At 65.3% G+C, this 16,850-nt stretch carries 14 protein-coding genes; 7 read left to right on the top strand and 7 right to left on the bottom strand.

Annotated features, from left to right (window positions below):
* Positions 1-2: 2 nt before the first annotated feature.
* The 3 genes from P7F60_RS01065 to thrC all read right to left on the bottom strand — a co-directional run bounded on the left by P7F60_RS01065 (position 3) and on the right by thrC (position 3,451).
* Positions 3-608 carry a GNAT family protein gene (locus tag P7F60_RS01065; RefSeq protein WP_277915849.1) on the bottom strand — a complete coding sequence of 202 codons (606 nt, stop codon included), beginning with the start codon at positions 606-608 and terminating at the stop codon, positions 3-5.
* Positions 609-712: 104 nt separating this feature from the next.
* Entirely contained in the window at positions 713-2,020 is a 1,308-nt protein-coding gene (locus P7F60_RS01060; RefSeq protein WP_277915848.1) for a pitrilysin family protein, read from the bottom strand.
* A gap of 24 nt (positions 2,021-2,044) precedes the next feature.
* Positions 2,045-3,451 carry a threonine synthase gene (gene thrC / locus P7F60_RS01055; RefSeq protein ID WP_277915847.1) on the bottom strand — a complete coding sequence of 469 codons (1,407 nt, stop codon included), beginning with the start codon at positions 3,449-3,451 and terminating at the stop codon, positions 2,045-2,047.
* A gap of 304 nt (positions 3,452-3,755) precedes the next feature.
* Between thrC and P7F60_RS01050 the strand changes: the two genes are divergently transcribed.
* Both P7F60_RS01050 and P7F60_RS01045 read left to right on the top strand, forming a co-directional pair.
* Positions 3,756-4,334 carry a hypothetical protein gene (locus P7F60_RS01050; protein WP_277915846.1) on the top strand — a complete coding sequence of 193 codons (579 nt, stop codon included), beginning with the start codon at positions 3,756-3,758 and terminating at the stop codon, positions 4,332-4,334.
* A gap of 13 nt (positions 4,335-4,347) precedes the next feature.
* A complete protein-coding gene (locus P7F60_RS01045) occupies positions 4,348-5,274 on the top strand; it encodes a YegS/Rv2252/BmrU family lipid kinase (RefSeq protein WP_277915845.1) in 927 nt (308 codons plus the stop codon).
* A 3-nt stretch (positions 5,275-5,277) separates the two neighbouring features.
* Here the strand turns inward: P7F60_RS01045 and P7F60_RS01040 are convergent, their stop codons facing one another.
* A complete protein-coding gene (locus tag P7F60_RS01040) occupies positions 5,278-5,964 on the bottom strand; it encodes an HAD family hydrolase (protein ID WP_277915844.1) in 687 nt (228 codons plus the stop codon).
* 156 nt (positions 5,965-6,120) lie between these two features.
* A complete protein-coding gene (locus tag P7F60_RS01035; RefSeq protein ID WP_277915843.1) occupies positions 6,121-7,788 on the bottom strand; it encodes a VWA domain-containing protein in 1,668 nt (555 codons plus the stop codon).
* A 181-nt stretch (positions 7,789-7,969) separates the two neighbouring features.
* Here P7F60_RS01035 and P7F60_RS01030 point away from each other — a divergent pair, with 181 nt between their 5' ends.
* Positions 7,970-9,100: a site-specific DNA-methyltransferase gene (locus P7F60_RS01030; RefSeq protein ID WP_277915842.1), complete on the top strand. Its 1,131-nt coding sequence runs from the start codon at positions 7,970-7,972 to the stop codon at positions 9,098-9,100.
* 196 nt (positions 9,101-9,296) lie between these two features.
* Here P7F60_RS01030 and P7F60_RS01025 read toward each other — a convergent pair whose 3' ends face one another.
* Positions 9,297-9,908 carry an HAD family phosphatase gene (locus tag P7F60_RS01025; RefSeq protein WP_277915841.1) on the bottom strand — a complete coding sequence of 204 codons (612 nt, stop codon included), beginning with the start codon at positions 9,906-9,908 and terminating at the stop codon, positions 9,297-9,299.
* A gap of 3 nt (positions 9,909-9,911) precedes the next feature.
* A complete protein-coding gene (mutY, locus tag P7F60_RS01020; protein ID WP_277915840.1) occupies positions 9,912-11,000 on the bottom strand; it encodes an A/G-specific adenine glycosylase in 1,089 nt (362 codons plus the stop codon).
* A gap of 36 nt (positions 11,001-11,036) precedes the next feature.
* On the opposite strand from mutY, the gene P7F60_RS01015 reads away from it, so the two are divergent.
* The 4 genes from P7F60_RS01015 to P7F60_RS01000 all read left to right on the top strand — a co-directional run bounded on the left by P7F60_RS01015 (position 11,037) and on the right by P7F60_RS01000 (position 16,793).
* Positions 11,037-11,855 carry a glycosyltransferase family 25 protein gene (locus tag P7F60_RS01015; protein WP_277915839.1) on the top strand — a complete coding sequence of 273 codons (819 nt, stop codon included), beginning with the start codon at positions 11,037-11,039 and terminating at the stop codon, positions 11,853-11,855.
* Position 11,856: 1 nt separating this feature from the next.
* Positions 11,857-12,405, top strand: a complete 549-nt coding sequence (locus P7F60_RS01010) for a DciA family protein (RefSeq protein ID WP_277915838.1) — start codon at positions 11,857-11,859, stop codon at positions 12,403-12,405.
* Positions 12,406-12,560: 155 nt separating this feature from the next.
* The gene (locus P7F60_RS01005) at positions 12,561-13,262 is read left to right on the top strand and encodes a DsbA family protein (protein ID WP_277915837.1); all 702 of its coding nucleotides are present in this window, start codon (positions 12,561-12,563) and stop codon (positions 13,260-13,262) included.
* Between the two features lie 69 nt (positions 13,263-13,331).
* Positions 13,332-16,793: a chromosome segregation SMC family protein gene (locus P7F60_RS01000; protein WP_277915836.1), complete on the top strand. Its 3,462-nt coding sequence runs from the start codon at positions 13,332-13,334 to the stop codon at positions 16,791-16,793.
* Positions 16,794-16,850: the final 57 nt, after the last annotated feature.

The following is a 16,850-nucleotide window of genomic DNA, read 5'->3' as shown; positions in this document are numbered from 1 at the left end:
CTTCAGGATGTCCCGTCGCTGTACCGGTCGTTGGGCAATCGCGCATACAGGACGTGATCGCGCCAGGCGCCGTTGATCTTCAGATAGTCGCGCAAGTAACCTTCACGGCGAAAACCGGCCTTTTCCAGCAATCGTATGCTGCGTTCATTGTCCGGAATACAGGCTGCCTCGATACGGTGCAACTGAAGCCCGGAAAAGATGTAGGGTATAACCAGCCGAAGTGCGGCGAACATATGACCTTGGCCGGCATATTTCTCGCCCATCCAATAGCCGATCATGCAGCTTTGCGCGGCGCCCCGCCGGATGTAGCCGATGGTGATGCCGCCGAGCAGCGCCTGGTCGGAGCGGCGGAACAGGAACAGCGGCACCGCCTGACCGGCCGAAAACTCCTCCGCATTGCGCTGCACCCGGCGGCGGAAGGCGGCTTCCGTCAGTTCGTCTGAGCGCCAGACCGGCTCCCAGGGTTCGAGGAACCGGCGGCTTTCCATCCGCAGGTCGTGCCATTGCCGGTAATCGGCATGACGCGGCAGTTTCAGGCTGACGGCGCCATCGGCAAGTTCAATGGGATCGGACTGCCGCGACAGGAACCGAAACACCGATCTTGCCATGCATCGCTCCTGGCTGCGGGCGCCGGCCCAAAGGATGGAATGCCGCGATCGTCCTGTCCGGGGAAGGCCTGAAGCGGCCCTGCGCCCGGACATGTCGCCGCGGTTCAGCGCTTGGCGGCAAGCGCCTTGACGTCGGGCGCGCCGGATGTCGACAGCGAACCCATGATGTCCGGCAGCGGCGCCAGCTGCTCCAGCGGGCCGATGGCGGAAAGTGTCGGCGTGGTATCGAAGAACAGCCGGCCGGCGAGATCGGTCAGCCGCTCGGTGGTAATCCCGGCGAGGCGATCCATCATCTCCTGGTTGGAGATCAGGCGGCCGTAGAGCATCATCTGCCGCGCCATCTGGCCGGCGCGCGCCGCCGGGCTTTCCTGGCCCATCAGCAGTTGCGCGCGGATCTGGGCGCGGGCGCGCTCGATTTCCTGTTGGTCGATCTTCTCGGAAGCACGGCGCAGTTCCTCGATCAGCACCGGCATCAATTCCGGCAGGTTCTCGCCGCCGGTCGCGGCATGGATGCCGAAGATGCCGGTATCGGAAAAGCCCCAATGGAAGGCATAGACCGAATAGCAGAGGCCGCGATTCTCGCGCACTTCCTGGAACAGGCGCGAAGACATGCCGCCGCCGAGGATGTTGGCGAGGATCTGCGAACAGTAGAAGTCGCGGGCATGATAGGCCTTGCCCTCGAAGCCGAGCAGAACCTGCGTATCCATCAGGTCTCGGTCCTCGCGCACTTCACCGCCGGTATAACGGGCGGTTTCGAAGACGGGCGGTGCCTCGGAACTCTGCGGCAGGCTGGCGAAGCGTTCCTCCACCTGGGTGACGAAGGCCTGGTGATCGACCGCGCCGGCGCCGACCACGAACATGCGGTCGGTGGTGTAGTTGCGTGAAAGATAGGCGCGGATATCGTCCGGCTGGAAGCCCATCACCGTCTCCGGCGTGCCGAGGATCGGCCGGCCGATGGTCTGGTCGCGATAGGCGACACCCGAGAAACGGTCGAAGACGACATCGTCGGGCGTATCCTCGGCCGCGCCGATTTCCTGCAGGATGACGTTCTTCTCGCGCTCGAGCTCGCCCTCGTCGAAGGCGGATTCGGTCAGGATGTCGGCGAGGATGTCGACGGCAAGCCCGGTATGGTCCTTGAGGACGCGGGCGTAATAGGAGGTGGTTTCGGTCGAGGTGGCGGCGTTGACCTCGCCGCCGACATTCTCGATCTCTTCGGCGATCTCACGCGCGGTTCGGCGCGCCGTGCCCTTGAAGGCCATGTGTTCGAGAAGGTGAGCGATCCCGTGCTCTGCTTCGGTTTCGTTGCGCGATCCGGATTTGATCCAGACGCCGAGAGCGGCGCTCTCGAGATTCGGCATGTTTTCGGTAACGACCGTCAGCCCGGATTGGAGCCGGGTACACTCAACATTCATCGTCTATAACTTTCTGCGCCTTGTCTAACGTCCCGCGCGGGCATGTTCGCCGACAAAGCTTTCGACGGTTTTAAGCTCGGCCGCGAGAACGTCAAAGCGCTCCTCCCTGTCCATCAATCCATGGAGCCACGACGGAAGCGCCGGGTCAATACCGGATGCGGATTTTACCGCGGCCGGGAATTTGGCCGGATGCGCCGTCGCCAGCGTCACCATCGGACTATTGGCTTTTTCATGCTTCTTGGCAACATGCACGGCGATGGCCGTGTGCGGATCGAGCAGATAGCCGGTCTCGGCAAGCGTCTCGCGGATGGTGTCGCGCACCTGCCGTTCGCTGGCGCGGCCGGCGCGGAACTCGCGGCGGATGGCCTTCAGCGCGCTCTCCTCGATGTCGAAGGCGCCCGATTGCTTGAGGCCGGCCATGGCGCGGGTAACGGCGGCAGCGTCGCGGCCATGGGATTCGAACAGTAGCCGCTCGAAATTCGAGGAAATCTGGATGTCCATCGACGGCGAGGTCGTCGCCTTGACGGCGCGCATCTCGTAACGGCCGGTCTTCAGCGTGCGAGCGAGGATGTCGTTCTCGTTGGTGGCGATCACCAGCCGGTCGATGGGCAGGCCCATGCGCTTGGCGACATAGCCGGCGAAGATATCGCCGAAATTGCCGGTCGGCACGGTAAACGAAATCTTGCGGTCCGGGCCGCCGAGGGCGATGGCAGTGGCGAAATAATAGACCACCTGCGCCATGATGCGCGCCCAGTTGATCGAGTTGACGCCGGCAAGCTTCATGCGCTTGCGGAAGGGGGCGTCGTTGAACATCTCCTTCACCAGGCTCTGGCAATCGTCGAAATTGCCCTCGATCGCCAGCGCATGGACATTGGCATGCGGCGTCGTGGTCATCTGCCGCTGCTGCACCGGCGAGACCTTGCCATGCGGGAAGAGGATGAAGATATCGGTGCGGTCGCGTCCGCCGAAGGCGTCGATGGCGGCCCCGCCGGTATCGCCCGAGGTGGCGCCGACGATGGTGGCGCGCTGGTCGCGCTCGGTCAGGACATAATCCATCAGCCGCGCCAGCAGCTGCATGGCGACGTCCTTGAAGGCCAGCGTCGTGCCGTGGAACAGTTCGAGGATGAAGGAATTCGGGCCGGTCTGGACGAGCGGCGTCACCGCCGGATGGCGGAAGGTGGCGTAGGCCTCGTCGATCATCGCCCGGAATCTATCAGCGGGAATTTCGCCGCCGGTGAAGCGGTAGAGAACCTCGAAGGCGATCTCCTGGTAGGATTTGCCGCGCAGCGCCCGGATTTCCTTTTTCGACATCGCCGGCCATTCGCGCGGCACGTAAAGCCCGCCATCGGTGGCAAGCCCTGCCAGAAGGGCGTCGCTGAAGCCAAGCGCGGGGGCGTCGCCCCGGGTCGAAACATAGTCCACGGTGGTCATCCTTTACGTGTCGGGCGAGAGGCGGAGGAGGAGAAGCGGCAGAAGCATAGCGCGGCCTTGCCGCCGACGCCGGTCTTTTCGCGCCAGGACTGCCGCCCGGTCTTCGCGAACGGGCCGGCCGGCTCTGTGGCGGGTGCATTCGGCAAAGGTGAAAATTCCGTCAAAACAGCGCTTTCCCAATCGATTTTTCCATGCGTCGCTGCTATAGACCATCGCCGCGGGTCGTTAAAGGGCCGCATTCATCTTTGCGTGGCCCATTTGCCTTGGGTCAATGCGGCGAAGCTATCAGGGGAGTGGTTGTATCGTGTCTGTTCAGGTTTGGCGCCGAATCGTTCCCGTGATCTCGCTGCTGGCTCTCGCGGGCTGTACGACGGGGCAGAACCCGTTGTCTTCCGCCGCGACCGAGCCGAAGCCGGAACCGCAGCTCGCCACCAACACCATGGTGGTCGAGGGCACCTGCCCGAAGGTCTTCCTGCGCGACGAAACCGCTTTCTATCGCAGCTACGGCAAGGGCGGCGACAACGATCCGGCCAAGGTCGCCTACCAGGCCTCGATCGCAGAGACCTCGCGCGCCTGCACGATGGATTCGACGTCCCTGAACATCACCGTCGTCGCCAAGGGCCGCCTGGTTACCGGGCCGCTCGGCGCATCCGGCCGCGTCGTGCTGCCGATCCGCGTCGAGGTGCTCGACGGCGACAACTCGCTCTATTCGGAGCTGACCCGTTTCGAGGCGGAAATTCCCGCCAGCGGCGAGGCGACGCAATTCGTGTTCCGCAAGGACGGGATCACCATTCCCGGCGGCGCCGGCAAGCTGGCGCGCATCTATATCAGCTTCGATCAGGCCCCGGCCAAGGCCGCTCCGGCCAAGCGCCGCAAGAAATAAGCCTGCCGCTCCGGTGAAGCTCGGCCTCCTGCGCAATCCCGTCGCCGGCTCCGCCAGAGCGCGCAAGCGCTGGCCGGCGCTGCTGTCCGCCTTCCGGCAGGCATTTGACACCGTCGAACTGGCCGAGACGGATGCCGCCGACGATACCGCGAGGCTCGCCCGGCATCTGGCGCTTGATGGAGCCGATCTCGTCGTCGCGGTTGGCGGCGACGGCACGCTGGGCGAGACCGTCGATGGCCTGCTGACGGCAGGGCTTTCCTCGCCGCCGCATTTCTCCTTCGTCATGCAAGGGACCGGTTCGGACTTTTCCCGCAATTTTCCGGCCGTATCGCCCATCGAGGCGGTGCCGGCGGCGATTGCCGCTGCACCCGCCCGGCCGCTCGATATCGGCCTGCTGACCTGCGTCGATGTCGAGGGACGGGCGTACCAGCGCCATTTCGTCAACATCGCCAGCTTCGGCGTCTCTGGCCCGACGGTGAAGGCGGTGAATGGCGCCAGCCGCGGCCATTGGCTGCCGGGCTCGCTGCGTTTCCTCTATCATGCGGTGCGCGAAATCCTGCGCTACCGGCCGGACCGTGTCCGCATCCGGCTGGACGGCGAGGAGGTTTATGCCGGCGGCATCACGGTGGTGGCGGTCGCCAATGGCGGCTGGTTCGGCGGCGGCATGAAGGTGGCGCCCGAGGCGGATACGGCCGATGGCCGGTTCGACGTGGTGATCGTGCCGGAAAAATCCACCTTCGCCATCCTGCGGGTCATGCACCGCATCTATCTCGGCAGCCACGGCGCCGATCCGCGCATCCTGTTCCGCCGCGCGAAGCTGGTGGAGGTCGAACCGCTGGAAGGCGCGGCGCCGGCGCTGATGGATTGCGACGGCGAGGCGCCGGGAACCATTCCGGCCCGCTTCGAAATTCTTCCGCAGGCTTTGCAGCTGAAAATCTGAAAATCAGAAGGCGCCGGACCATTCCGACATGGCGGCCACGGTCGCCGGCAGGTCCACCATCCGCGAGATCACCGTTTCGGCGCCGGCATCGGTCAGCCGGTCGGCATGGGTGGGGTAGGTGTGGCTGCCGCCGGTGAAGCCGACGACGCGCAGGCCCGCGGCGCGCGCCGCATGCACGCCATGCACCGAATCCTCGACTACCAGCGTGCGCTCGGGTTTTCCGCCCATCTGCCTGAGGCCGTGCAGGTAGATATCCGGGCGAGGCTTGCCGCGATCCGGCCCCAGATCCTTGGCCGAATAGATATGCGGCGAAAAATACTCCCGCAGGCCGACCTTGCCGAGCATGGCGTCCAGCCGGTGCGAGGAGGAATTCGAGCAGATGGCGCGCGGCTGCGTCAGCCGCGCCAGCGCGAATTTCACGCCCTCGACGATCTTCACCTCGCGGCCGAGCTTGGCGTCGAGCAGCTTCTCCGATTTGTCGAGCAGCGAGGCCGGCAGCGGGATATCCGCCTCCTTCTCGACGGTGAACAGAATGTCGCGCCAGGTCATGCCGGCGAAGCGCTCGCACATTTCCTCGACGCCGATGGGATAGCCGGCTTCCGTGAGCAATGCCGATTCCACCTTGGCGGCGATGATTTCCGAATCGACGAGCACGCCGTCGCAATCGAAGAGCAGGAGGTCGAAGGACATGGGCGCGCCTTTGATCGTGAAAAACAGGCGCATTTCCAGGAAAAGTGCGAAGCGGTTTTCCGTCCGGAAATGCGACAGGACAAAAGATAGCGCGGCTTACACGATGGCGGCCCCGATCTCAACACTCAGCGCAGCATGGCTCCCATGTCGCGGATGCTATTGCACGGTGACCTCGCTGCGCTCGCCCGCCTTGACGCTGGCCGGCATCTCCTTGGTGGCGACATCGCCCTTGAAGGTGACCTGCACCAGATAATCGCCGGGATGCAGCGTATCGCTATGCTCCTCGGCAAAGGCATAGGAAAGCTCCTTGCGATTGCCCTGGATATCCTTCGTGGCTGAAAGCACCGTGATCTTCTCCGCCCCCGGCGCCTTGATGGCGAGCACGCCGGCATCGAGATTGACGATGACGTCCTTGCCTTCGCCACCCTTGATGCTGAAGGGGGTCTCGACCGTGGTCGAGCCGAGCTGGGCGCTCAGCAGGTAATCGCCGGCGGGCACGTCGAGCTTGGTGCCGGTGCCGTAGGTATAGCCGAAACGCTTGCGCTCGCCGTTGATGTCGGCGTTCCTCGACAGCACCTGGAAGAAGACGTTGGAGGAATCCACCTCCGGGCCCTTCTCGGTATAGATCGCCTTGTTGTTGATGACGCCGGCGGCGATGACGATATCCGCCTTGACCTCCTTGCCGGCCTCGACGGCGATCTCCTGCTCGACGCTGGCGCTGCCGAGCGAGCCCTTGACCTTGAACGAACCGGCCGGCGCATAGAATTTCGACGGGCCGTAATAGGTCGTCTGGTAAGAGCCGAAATCAAGCGCCAGCGCCGCATCGCTGCCGGCGTCCGGGCCGTTCGCCTCGCGCTTCGGCGTCAGTTCGACATGCCCGGCGTCGAAGACGACTTTCGGGGTTGCGACCGCAGTCTCGGTGACGTCGAAGGCGACCTGGCGCTCGATCCAGCTATCCAGCTTGGCGGTGGCCACATAGCGGCCGGCCGGCAGATGGAGGGCGAATTTGCCGTTATAGAGGAAATCGACGTGATCGCCTTCCGGTTCGTCGCCGCTGCCGGCCTTGAAGATCTCCCAATAGACGGCGCTGTTATCGGCCAGCGACGGACCGCCTTCGCTCAAGAATGCCTCGGCGACGACGTTCTTCTCGGGCTTTTCCTCCGCCGGGGAGGGTTTTGCCGGCTCGGGTGCCGGCGGGGCCGAGACCGTTGCGGCAAGCGCCTTGGACAGTTCGTCGGCATCCGCCGCCGGGAAATAATGGCCGCCGGTATTCTCGGCAAGGCAGGCGACCTGCTTGCCTTCCTCCTGCGTCAGCCCGAAGCCGACGACGTGGACCGTGAAATCGACGCCCTGCTGCTTCAGCTCGGTCGCCAGCGCGCAAGGATCGGCATCGCAGGTCTCCAGCCCGTCGGTGATCAGGATGATGGTCGCCTTGTCCTCGGTATATTTCAGCGCCTCGGCCGCCGCGCGCACCGAGGCCGCCAGCGGCGTCTTGCCCTTGGGATTGACGCCGTTGACGAATTTCGCGATCGCCGCCTCGGTGCCGACCGCCGGCGGGATCGCCAGCTCGATATCGGCGCAGGAGCCCTTTTCGCGGTGGCCATAGACCATCAGCCCGAGCGCCGTGGTCTGCGGCACGCTTTTCAGCACGGTGGAGAGGGTTTCGCGGGCAATCGCGATCTTGGTTTTGCCGCTGATCTTCGCCCACATCGAGCCGGAGGCGTCGAGGATGATCATCGATTGCTCGGCCGCCCGGACCGGGATCGCCAGGACGGGGGCCGTAAGCCATGCAAAAACGAATGCGATGAGGGTGACAAGGCGCATTTGCGAACTCTCCGGTTGTCGCGCGAACAGTCTCATATCAGGCAGGTTCAGGCAACGGCGCCGGAACGGGTCAAATTTCTTTTGCGCGGCCGGGCGACCTTCAGGGTTTGGTAACCAAGTTCGGTAACCATAAGCGCTGTCACATCAAAGTTCTGCGTCCAGCGTAAAAAGCGAGTATCGAATGGCGTCTGTTCTCCCGCTTGCCGGCCTTCGGAAGGCCGAGCATTCCCATGCCTGGCTCGACACGATCATCAAGGGCGATTGCGTCGCCGCTCTCGAAGCGCTTCCCGACAATTCCGTCGATGCGATCTTCGCCGACCCCCCGTACAATCTGCAACTCGGCGGTTCGCTCCACCGTCCCGACCAGTCGCTCGTCGATGCCGTCGACGACGAATGGGACCAGTTCGCCTCCTTCGAGGCTTACGATGCCTTCACCCGCGCCTGGCTGCTCGCCTGCCGCCGCGTGCTGAAGCCGACCGGCACCCTCTGGGTGATCGGCTCCTATCACAACATCTTCCGCGTCGGCGCCATGCTGCAGGATCTGAACTTCTGGATCCTCAACGACATCGTCTGGCGCAAGACCAACCCGATGCCGAATTTCAAGGGCCGCCGTTTCCAGAACGCCCATGAGACGCTGATCTGGGCCAGCCCGAACGCCAAGGCCAAGGGCTATACCTTCAACTACGACGCCATGAAGGCGGCAAACGACGACGTGCAGATGCGCTCCGACTGGCTGTTCCCGATCTGCTCGGGCGGCGAACGGCTGAAGGATGCCGAGGGACGCAAGGTGCATCCGACCCAGAAGCCGGAAGCGCTGCTCGCCCGCGTCATCATGTCGTCGACCAAGCCCGGCGACGTCGTGCTCGATCCCTTCTTCGGCTCCGGCACGACCGGCGCCGTTGCCAAGCGCTTGGGACGCCATTTCGTCGGCATCGAGCGCGAGCAGGATTACATCGATGCGGCAAGCGCCCGCATCGACGCCGTCGAGCCGCTTGGCAAGGCGGAGCTGACGGTCATGACCGGCAAGAAGGCCGAGCCGCGCGTCGCCTTCAACGTTCTGGTGGAATCGGGTCTGGTCAAGCCCGGCCAGGTGCTGACCGACGCCAAGCGCCGCTACAGCGCCATCATCCGCGCCGACGGCACCGTCGCATCCGGCGGCGAGGCCGGCTCCATTCATCGCCTCGGCGCCCGGGTTCAGGGACTGGACGCCTGCAACGGCTGGACTTTCTGGCATTTCGACGATGGGCAATCCCTGCGGCCCATCGACGATTTGCGGACCATCGTCCGCAACGATCTGGCCAAGGCGGATTAAACCCCGCCAAGGCTGGAGCCAGCTACGGTGCGGCCGGTTTTCGTACCTTCAGTCCCGGTCGTGTCGCACGGCGCCCAAGGAAGAGAAGCCTTGGGCGCCTTCTCTTTGTTACGGCTGCTGCAGAAGCTGCAGCGAGCACGACACGAGGCTATCCAGACGCATTTCGAGCGCTTCTGCCAGCCGCAATAAAAGCGGATTAACTAATCAGGCCGAGCCCCAGCAATTCGATTCGCAATTTTTCCGGCCCGGTGAAATGCAGGGCTTCGGCCCAGCCGGCGGCCGTCGCGCCCTCGACATTAACAAGCGTGTCGTCGATGAACACTGTCGCGGCCGGGTCGAGCCCGAAATCCCCGGCGTGCCTGTCATAGATCGCCTTGTCCGGCTTGATCAGCCCGATCTCGCCCGAAACGGTGACGCCGCGCGGCCGGTTGAGGAACGGAAACATCTCCCGCGCCTCGGAAAACGTGTCGGCGGCGAAATTGGTCAGCATGGTGACGTCATGGCCGGCATCGATCAGGCCCTCGAACAACGCCACCGTTCCCTCGATCGGATGCGGCACCATTTCGCGCCAGTGGCGGCGGAAAGCGCGGATATTCTCGGCATGGTCGGGATGGGCTTCGATCAGCAGCGCCTCGGCCTCGCGCCAGTCGCGGCCGCGATCCTGCTCCAGGTTCCAGTCATGGCTGCAGACATGGGTGAAGAACCAGGCCCGCTCCGCCTCGTTGGGGATCAGCCGGCGATAGGGCAGGTGCGGATCGTAATGGATGAGCACCTTGCCGATGTCGAACGCGATGTGGCGGATGGCCATGGTCTATCCCTTTTGCCCCGGTTTAAAGGCATCCGGAAGCGCTTGGGCTATCGCCTTTTTCATCACGGTTGGCAATGCCTCGTCCCCAAGCGCCGCAATCGCCTGCCACCAGCCGTCCGGCCGTTCGAGGCGCGGCGTTTCGGCTTCGAAGACGGAGAGCCGCAGCTCGAAATGGGTGAAGACATGGGTGACGACGCCCCGGTGCCGCCAGTCGGCGGGGAAGGGCGCGGCGGCCTCCGTCGCATCGCCGTCGATGCGCGCCGTCCAGGCGGAATTGGGAATCTCCGTCATGCCGCCGAGCAGCCCGGTCTCCGGCCGGCGGCGCAGGAAGACCGCTCCGTCCGGCGAGACGGCGACGAAGGCGGCGCCCACCCGCACCGGCTTCTCTTTCTTCGCGGCCTTCACCGGAAAATGTTCGGGATCGTGCCCGGCGAGCGCGCAACAGTCCTCGCGGAAGGGACAGAGCGCGCAGGCCGGCCGCTTCGGCGTGCAGATCGTCGCGCCGAGATCCATCATCGCCTGTGCGAAATCGCCCGGCCGATCCTTGGGCGTCAGCGCAGCGACATAGGATTTGAACAGTGGTTTTGCCGCCGGCAGCGCCTCCTCGATGGCGAAGAGACGCGAGACGACGCGCTCGACATTGCCGTCCATGACCGGGGCCGGCTGGTCGAAGGCGATGGCCGCGACCGCCGCCGAGGTATAGTCGCCGATGCCGGGCAGGGCGAGCAGGCCTTCCTGGGTTTGCGGAAAGCGTCCGCCATGCTCGCGGGCGACGGCTTCGGCGCATTTCTTCAGGTTCCGGGCGCGGGCGTAATAACCCAGCCCCGCCCAGGCGGCCATCACCTGCTCGGAGGGGGCGTCCGCCAGATCGGTGACCTTGGGCCACAGCGCCAGGAATTTTTCGAAATAGGGTTTGACCGCCTGCACGGTGGTCTGCTGCAGCATCACCTCCGACAGCCAGATGTGATAGGGTTCGGGGCGAACGCCCTTCGCAGCCATCGCCGGCGAGACCCGCCACGGCAACTCCCGGTGGTGCCGGTCATACCAGAAGATGAGTTTCTTTGCGAGATCGGGCTTTTGTGATATGGGCATCGGATGAGTCTGCATCGGGGCCGAGAAAAGAGAATAATGGTGAACGAGTCAAGTGAGCCCCTGTCCGCCCGGCCGCAAGGGCCGGAGGAAGCGCTCGCGCCTCGTCTGCCGATCCTCGTCATCAACCTCGACCGCGCCGGCGACCGCATGGCCGAAATCACCCGCAATGCCGCCGAAAGCGGCCTTGCCATCGAGCGCATCAGCGGCGTCGACGGCAAGGCGGTGCCGCCCGCGCAATGGGTGGATGTCGACGAGGCCTTGTTTGCCCGCCGCACCGGGCGCGGGTTGTTGCCCGGCGAATACGGCTGTTACCGCAGCCACCTCGCCGCCCTGTCGCGCATGGTCGAGAGCGGCGTGCCGGCGGCGATCATCGTCGAGGACGATATCGTCATGCCGCCCGATCTCATCGCGCGCGCCTCGGCGATGATGGAAACGCTGCCTTCTGCGGATGTGCTGAAACTCGTCAATCATCGTGCCCATGGTTTCGAGCCGGCGGCGGTGACGCCGCGTGGCGACCGCATCGGCCGCTGTCTTTGGGGGCCGCAAGGCTCCGCCGCCTGTTATCTGGTGACGCGATCAGGTGCCCGCAAGCTGCTCTCGTCCTTGAAGGTCATGAGCCTGCCCTTCGACGTCGCGCTGGAGCGCGGCTGGGAGACGGGGGCGGAAACCTATGTCAGCGAGACCGATCTCGTCGGTTTCGGGGATCTGCGCGCCGCGACCATGATCGGCACGCGCGCCGATTATCGCGCGGTCAAGCCGGCGCGCTGGCGGCGCCTGCCGGCGCAATTGTTCCAGCTCGGCGAGATCCTGGCCCGTCGGCGCTATGCCCGCGCCATGCCGAAAAAGGCGGGTTGAGATGGCCGGCGAGCGGAAATTTTCCGGCGAAAGCCCCACACGGCGTAAAACCCCGCGCGGCGCGCATCAGCTTGCGGAACTGGCAAACGGCGTCATCGATCCGGTGCTTGCCCGCCGCGCCGGCATTTCCACGGCGCTGCTCGGCTCATGGCCCGATATTGCCGGGGCGGATTTCGCCGATTGCACCCGGCCGGAAAAGATCGCCTGGCCGCGCCGCGATGACGGCGACGGGCGCGGCGGCGGTTTCCAGTCCGGCGTGCTGACGATTGCCTGCGAAGGCGCGCGCGCCCTGTTCCTCACCCACGCGCAGGGCGAGCTGATCGGCCGCATCAACGGCTTCTTCGGCTTCCCGGCTATCCGCCAGATCCGCATCGTGCAGAAGCCGGTGTCGCCGGTGACCCGCACCAACCGCAAGCCGCCGCCGCTGAAGGGCGCGGCGGCGGAACGCCTGTCCCACATGGTCGAGGGCATCGAGGGCGACCGGTTGCGCGCCGCGCTGGAGCGGCTCGGCACCGCCGTGCTGCAGAAGACGCCGGGCCGCCGACGCTGATCGCCCGGCAAAGATGACGAAAATTTCATGCGTCCGGTCGCGTGCCGGTCACAATTCTTTGAAGGAATGGTTTGCGAGACCGCTTGTCGGCGCTTCGTCGCCGGGATATCGACGACGTTTGAAACTATAACCGCCGCTTCAACTTGGGTGAACCTATGCCGCTTTCCGAAATGACCATGACGAAACGCCAGTTCCTGGCAGGCGTTGCTGCAACGGCGATCGTCGCGCCGCTCATCTCGGCCTTCCCGGCATTCGCCCAGCAGGCGGAAATGCCGCAATCGGACGGCGATGTCGATATGGCCGCCGTTCTGAAGCCCGGCGCCCTGCCGGAAATGGCGCTGGGGCCGGAAGACGCCAAGGTGCAGATCGTCGAATACATGTCGATGACCTGCCCGCATTGCGCCCATTTCCACAACACCACCTTCGACGAGATCAAGAAGAAGTATGTCGATAGCGGCAAGGTCCGTTTCATCATCCGCGAATTCCCCTTCGATCCGCGCGCGGCGGCCGCCTTCATGCTGGCCCGCTGCAATCCGCAGAAGCCGGAGGAACTCGGCAGCGCGCTGCAATATTTCCCGATGGTCTCGATGCTGTTCAAGCAGCAGGAAACCTGGGCCGCCGCCCAGGACGGCCGCGCCGCCCTGATGCAGATGGCCAAGATGGCCGGTTATACACAGCAGAGCTTCGAGGCCTGCTTGACGAACCAGAAGCTTCTGGATGATGTGAACAGCGTGCGCGAGCGCGGCGCGAAGGATTTCGGCGTCAATTCCACCCCGACCTTCCTGATCAACGGCAAGCGTTATTCTGGAGACATGACGGTTGAAACCATGTCGGCCCTCATCGACAGTTTCCTCTGATCGTCCTGCCGATTTGCGGGCGGCGAGAGCCGCCCGCATGAGCGCTTTTCTGGTGCGGATCGCCGCGCCATGAAATTCAATCGCCTGCGCCTGCTCGGCTTCAAGACCTTTGTCGAGCCGACCGAATTCGTCATCGAGCCGGGGCTCACCGGCGTCGTCGGCCCGAACGGCTGCGGCAAATCCAATCTCGTCGAGGCCCTGCGCTGGGTCATGGGGGAAAACTCCTACAAGAACATGCGCGCCTCGGGCATGGACGACGTGATCTTCTCCGGCTCCGGCAACCGCCCGGCCCGCAATACCGCCGAAGTCGGCCTGTTCCTCGACAATAGCGACCGCACCGCGCCCGCCGCCTTCAACGATGCCGATGAATTGCAGGTGACGCGCCGCATCGAGCGCGAGCAGGGCTCGGTCTACCGCATCAACGGCAAGGAAGCCCGCGCCAAGGATGTGCAGCTGCTGTTTGCCGATGCTTCGACCGGCGCGCGCTCACCCTCCATGGTGGGCCAAGGCCGAATCGGCGAGCTGATCCAGGCGAAGCCGCAGGCCCGCCGCCAGTTGCTTGAAGAAGCCGCCGGCATTTCCGGCCTGCATTCGCGCCGTCATGAGGCGGAGCTGCGCCTGCGCGCCGCCGAAACCAATCTCGAACGCCTCGACGACATCACCTCGCAGCTCGACAGCCAGATCGAAAGCCTGAAGCGACAGGCGCGCCAGGCGAACCGCTTCAAGGCGCTGTCGGCCGATATCCGCGCCCGCGAGGCGATGCTGTTGCATATCCGCTGGGTCGAGGCGAAGGAAGCCGAGGGCGAGGCCGATAGCGGCCTCAACCAGGCGACGATGCGCGTCGCCGAAAAGGCGCAGGCGCAGATGGAGGCCGCCAAGCAGCAGGCCGTCGCCAGCCTGAAAATGCCGGAACTGCGCGAGGCCGAGGCCCGCGCCGCCGCCGCCCTGCAACGTCTGCAGATCGCCCGCGCCCAGCTCGACGAGGAAGCCAGCCGCGCGCTGCGCCGCCGCGACGAACTGACCCGCCGCCTTGCCCAGCTCGGCGAGGACGTCAGGCGCGAGGAGCGGCTGGTGGCGGAAAACGCCGAGATCCTTTCCCGCCTCGCCGCCGAGGAAGAGGAGCTTTCCGAAGTGCTTGGCGACGCCGGCAGCCATGCCGACGATCTGCGCGCCGCCTTCGAGGAGGCGGCCGCGCGTCTCACCGAAAGCGAACGCGCTTTTTCCAGCCTCACCGCCGCCCGCGCCGAGGCTGCCGCCGCCCGCACCCAGATCGAACGCACCCTGCGCGATCTCACCGACCGCAAGATGCGGCTGGAGCGTCAGGCCATGGAGGCGTCTGGCGAAATCGCGGCACTGGAGGCAAAACTCGCCGACTTGCCCGATCCGGAGGAAAAGCGCGCCGTGGTCGAGGCGGCCGAAATCGCCGCCGAGGACGGCCAGATCGCTGTCGAATCCGCCGAAGGCGATGTCGCCGCCGCCCGCCAGTCGGAAACCTTGGCCCGCGCCCCCGTCGAAGCCGCCCGCGCCCGCCTCAACGGTTTGACCACCGAAGCCCGCACCATCGAGAAAATGCTGAGCGCCGGCGCGTCTGCCGGCCGGTTTGCCGCCGTCGCCGAGCAATTGAGCGTCGAGCGCGGTTATGAGACGGCGCTGGGCGCCGTTCTCGGCGAGGATCTGGACAGCGCCCTCGATCCCGCCGCGCCCGCCTATTGGACGCTGAACGGCGATGTTTCAGGCGATCCGGCCTTGCCGGCAGGCGTCGAGCCGCTGTCGTCCCATGTCCGCGCCCCCGCCGAACTTGCCCGCCGCCTGAACCAGATCGGCCTCGTTTCCACCGAGGACGCGCCAAGACTGATGGCAGCGCTGAAGCCCGGCCAGCGGCTGGTGACCAAGGACGGCGCGGTGTTCCGCTGGGACGGCCATGTCGCCGGCTCCGAAGCGCCGAGCGCCGCGGCGCTTCGCCTTGCCCAGAAAAACCGCCTGACCGAATTGACCGCCGAAATCGACGAGGCCTCCATCGCCCTGGAAGACGCCGAGGCGCGGTTGCAGGCGGCCGGCGCGGCGATCCGCGCCGCCGAGCAAAAACTCTCCGAGGCCCGCGACATCGCCCGTCTCGCCGTGCGTCATCTCTCCGAAGCCCGCGACGCCTTGGCCCAGGCCGACCGCGCCGCCGGCGACCTGTTGCGCCGCCGCGACGTCATCACCGAATCCGCCAGCGGAATCGCCGGCCAGATCGAGGATCTGCTGGTGCAGGAGGAAACCCTGCGCATCGAGCTGGAAGACGCCCCCGACCTGACCGAACTCGACCTTTCGCTGCGCGAAGCGCAGGCAACCGTCGCCGCCGATCGTGGCGTGGCGGCCGAAGCCCGCGCCCGCCACGAAGGTCTGGCGCGCGAAAACGAGGCCCGCCAGCGCCGCCTGCTGGCCATTGGCCAGGAGCGGGTGAACTGGCAGGCGCGGGCGCAAGGCGCGCAAGCCCAGATCGCAACCTTGCGCGAACGCGAGGAGGAAGCGCGCGAAGAGTTCGCTTTGCTGGACGAGGCCCCCGACGAATTCGAGGAACGCCGCTACGCCCTGACGCGCGAACTCGCCAAGGCCGAGGAAGCCCGCAAATCCGCCGCCGATCATCTGGCCGAGGCCGAAACCCGCCAGCGCGACGCCGACCGCATCGCCACCACCGCGCTTGCCGAACTGGCCGAAAGCCGCGAGCAGCGCGGCCGCATCGAGGAACGGCTGGTCTCGGCCCGCGAGCGCCGCATCGAGACGGAAACTCGCATCCGCGATTCGCTGGGCGTCGCCCCGCATGAGGCGATGCGCCTCACCGGCCTCGCGCCCGGCGAGGCCCTGCCGGAGCTGCGCAGCGTCGAGCGCGATCTCGACCGGTTGCGCATGGAGCGCGAGCGCCTCGGCGCCGTCAACCTGCGCGCCGACGAGGAGCAGAAGGAGCTTTCCGACAAGCTGACCGGCCTCGTCGCCGAGCGCAACGACATCATCGACGCCATCCGCAAGCTGCGCGCCGCCATCCAGAGCCTGAACCGCGAAGGCCGCGAACGCCTGCTTGCCGCTTTCGATGTGGTCAACGAACAGTTCCAACGTCTATTTACTCACCTCTTCGGCGGCGGCACGGCGGAATTGCAATTGATCGAATCCGAGGATCCGCTGGAAGCCGGCCTCGAAGTGCTGGCCCGCCCGCCGGGCAAGAAGCCGCAGACCATGACGCTGCTTTCCGGCGGCGAGCAGGCGTTGACCGCGATGGCGCTGATCTTCGCCGTCTTCCTCACCAATCCCGCGCCGATCTGCGTGCTCGACGAGGTCGATGCGCCGCTCGACGACCATAATGTCGAGCGCTATTGCAACCTGATGGACGAAATGGCCGCCTCCACGCAGACGCGTTTCGTGATCATCACCCACAACCCCATCACCATGTCGCGCATGAACCGCCTCTTCGGCGTCACCATGGTCGAGCAAGGCGTCTCGCAGCTCGTTTCCGTCGATCTGCAAGCCGCCGAACGCCTGCTCGACGTCGTCTGAATTTTGTTCAGCCTGCATTCATTGTGCAATGCAAAAATAGATGGCAATTTGCAATTT

This window comes from Rhizobium sp. YJ-22 (assembly GCF_029601685.1).
In the GTDB taxonomy this organism is placed as follows: Bacteria; Pseudomonadota; Alphaproteobacteria; order Rhizobiales; family Rhizobiaceae; genus Metarhizobium.
Note: the sequence above shows the minus strand (reverse complement) of the source record. Positions and strands in the feature narration are given on the sequence as shown.

What these genes read in the sequence shown, in the direction of transcription:
- P7F60_RS01040 (WP_277915844.1), bottom strand. Translation starts at nt 5,964, where the DNA reads ATGTCCTTCGACCTCCTGCTCTTCGATTGCGACGGCGTGCTCGTCGAT.
- P7F60_RS01005 (WP_277915837.1), top strand. Translation starts at nt 12,561, where the DNA reads ATGCCGCTTTCCGAAATGACCATGACGAAACGCCAGTTCCTGGCAGGC.
- mutY (WP_277915840.1), bottom strand. Translation starts at nt 11,000, where the DNA reads ATGCCCATATCACAAAAGCCCGATCTCGCAAAGAAACTCATCTTCTGG.
- P7F60_RS01000 (WP_277915836.1), top strand. Translation starts at nt 13,332, where the DNA reads ATGAAATTCAATCGCCTGCGCCTGCTCGGCTTCAAGACCTTTGTCGAG.
- thrC (WP_277915847.1), bottom strand. Translation starts at nt 3,451, where the DNA reads ATGACCACCGTGGACTATGTTTCGACCCGGGGCGACGCCCCCGCGCTT.
- P7F60_RS01010 (WP_277915838.1), top strand. Translation starts at nt 11,857, where the DNA reads ATGGCCGGCGAGCGGAAATTTTCCGGCGAAAGCCCCACACGGCGTAAA.
- P7F60_RS01065 (WP_277915849.1), bottom strand. Translation starts at nt 608, where the DNA reads ATGGCAAGATCGGTGTTTCGGTTCCTGTCGCGGCAGTCCGATCCCATT.
- P7F60_RS01015 (WP_277915839.1), top strand. Translation starts at nt 11,037, where the DNA reads ATGGTGAACGAGTCAAGTGAGCCCCTGTCCGCCCGGCCGCAAGGGCCG.
- P7F60_RS01025 (WP_277915841.1), bottom strand. Translation starts at nt 9,908, where the DNA reads ATGGCCATCCGCCACATCGCGTTCGACATCGGCAAGGTGCTCATCCAT.
- P7F60_RS01030 (WP_277915842.1), top strand. Translation starts at nt 7,970, where the DNA reads ATGGCGTCTGTTCTCCCGCTTGCCGGCCTTCGGAAGGCCGAGCATTCC.
- P7F60_RS01060 (WP_277915848.1), bottom strand. Translation starts at nt 2,020, where the DNA reads ATGAATGTTGAGTGTACCCGGCTCCAATCCGGGCTGACGGTCGTTACC.
- P7F60_RS01035 (WP_277915843.1), bottom strand. Translation starts at nt 7,788, where the DNA reads ATGCGCCTTGTCACCCTCATCGCATTCGTTTTTGCATGGCTTACGGCC.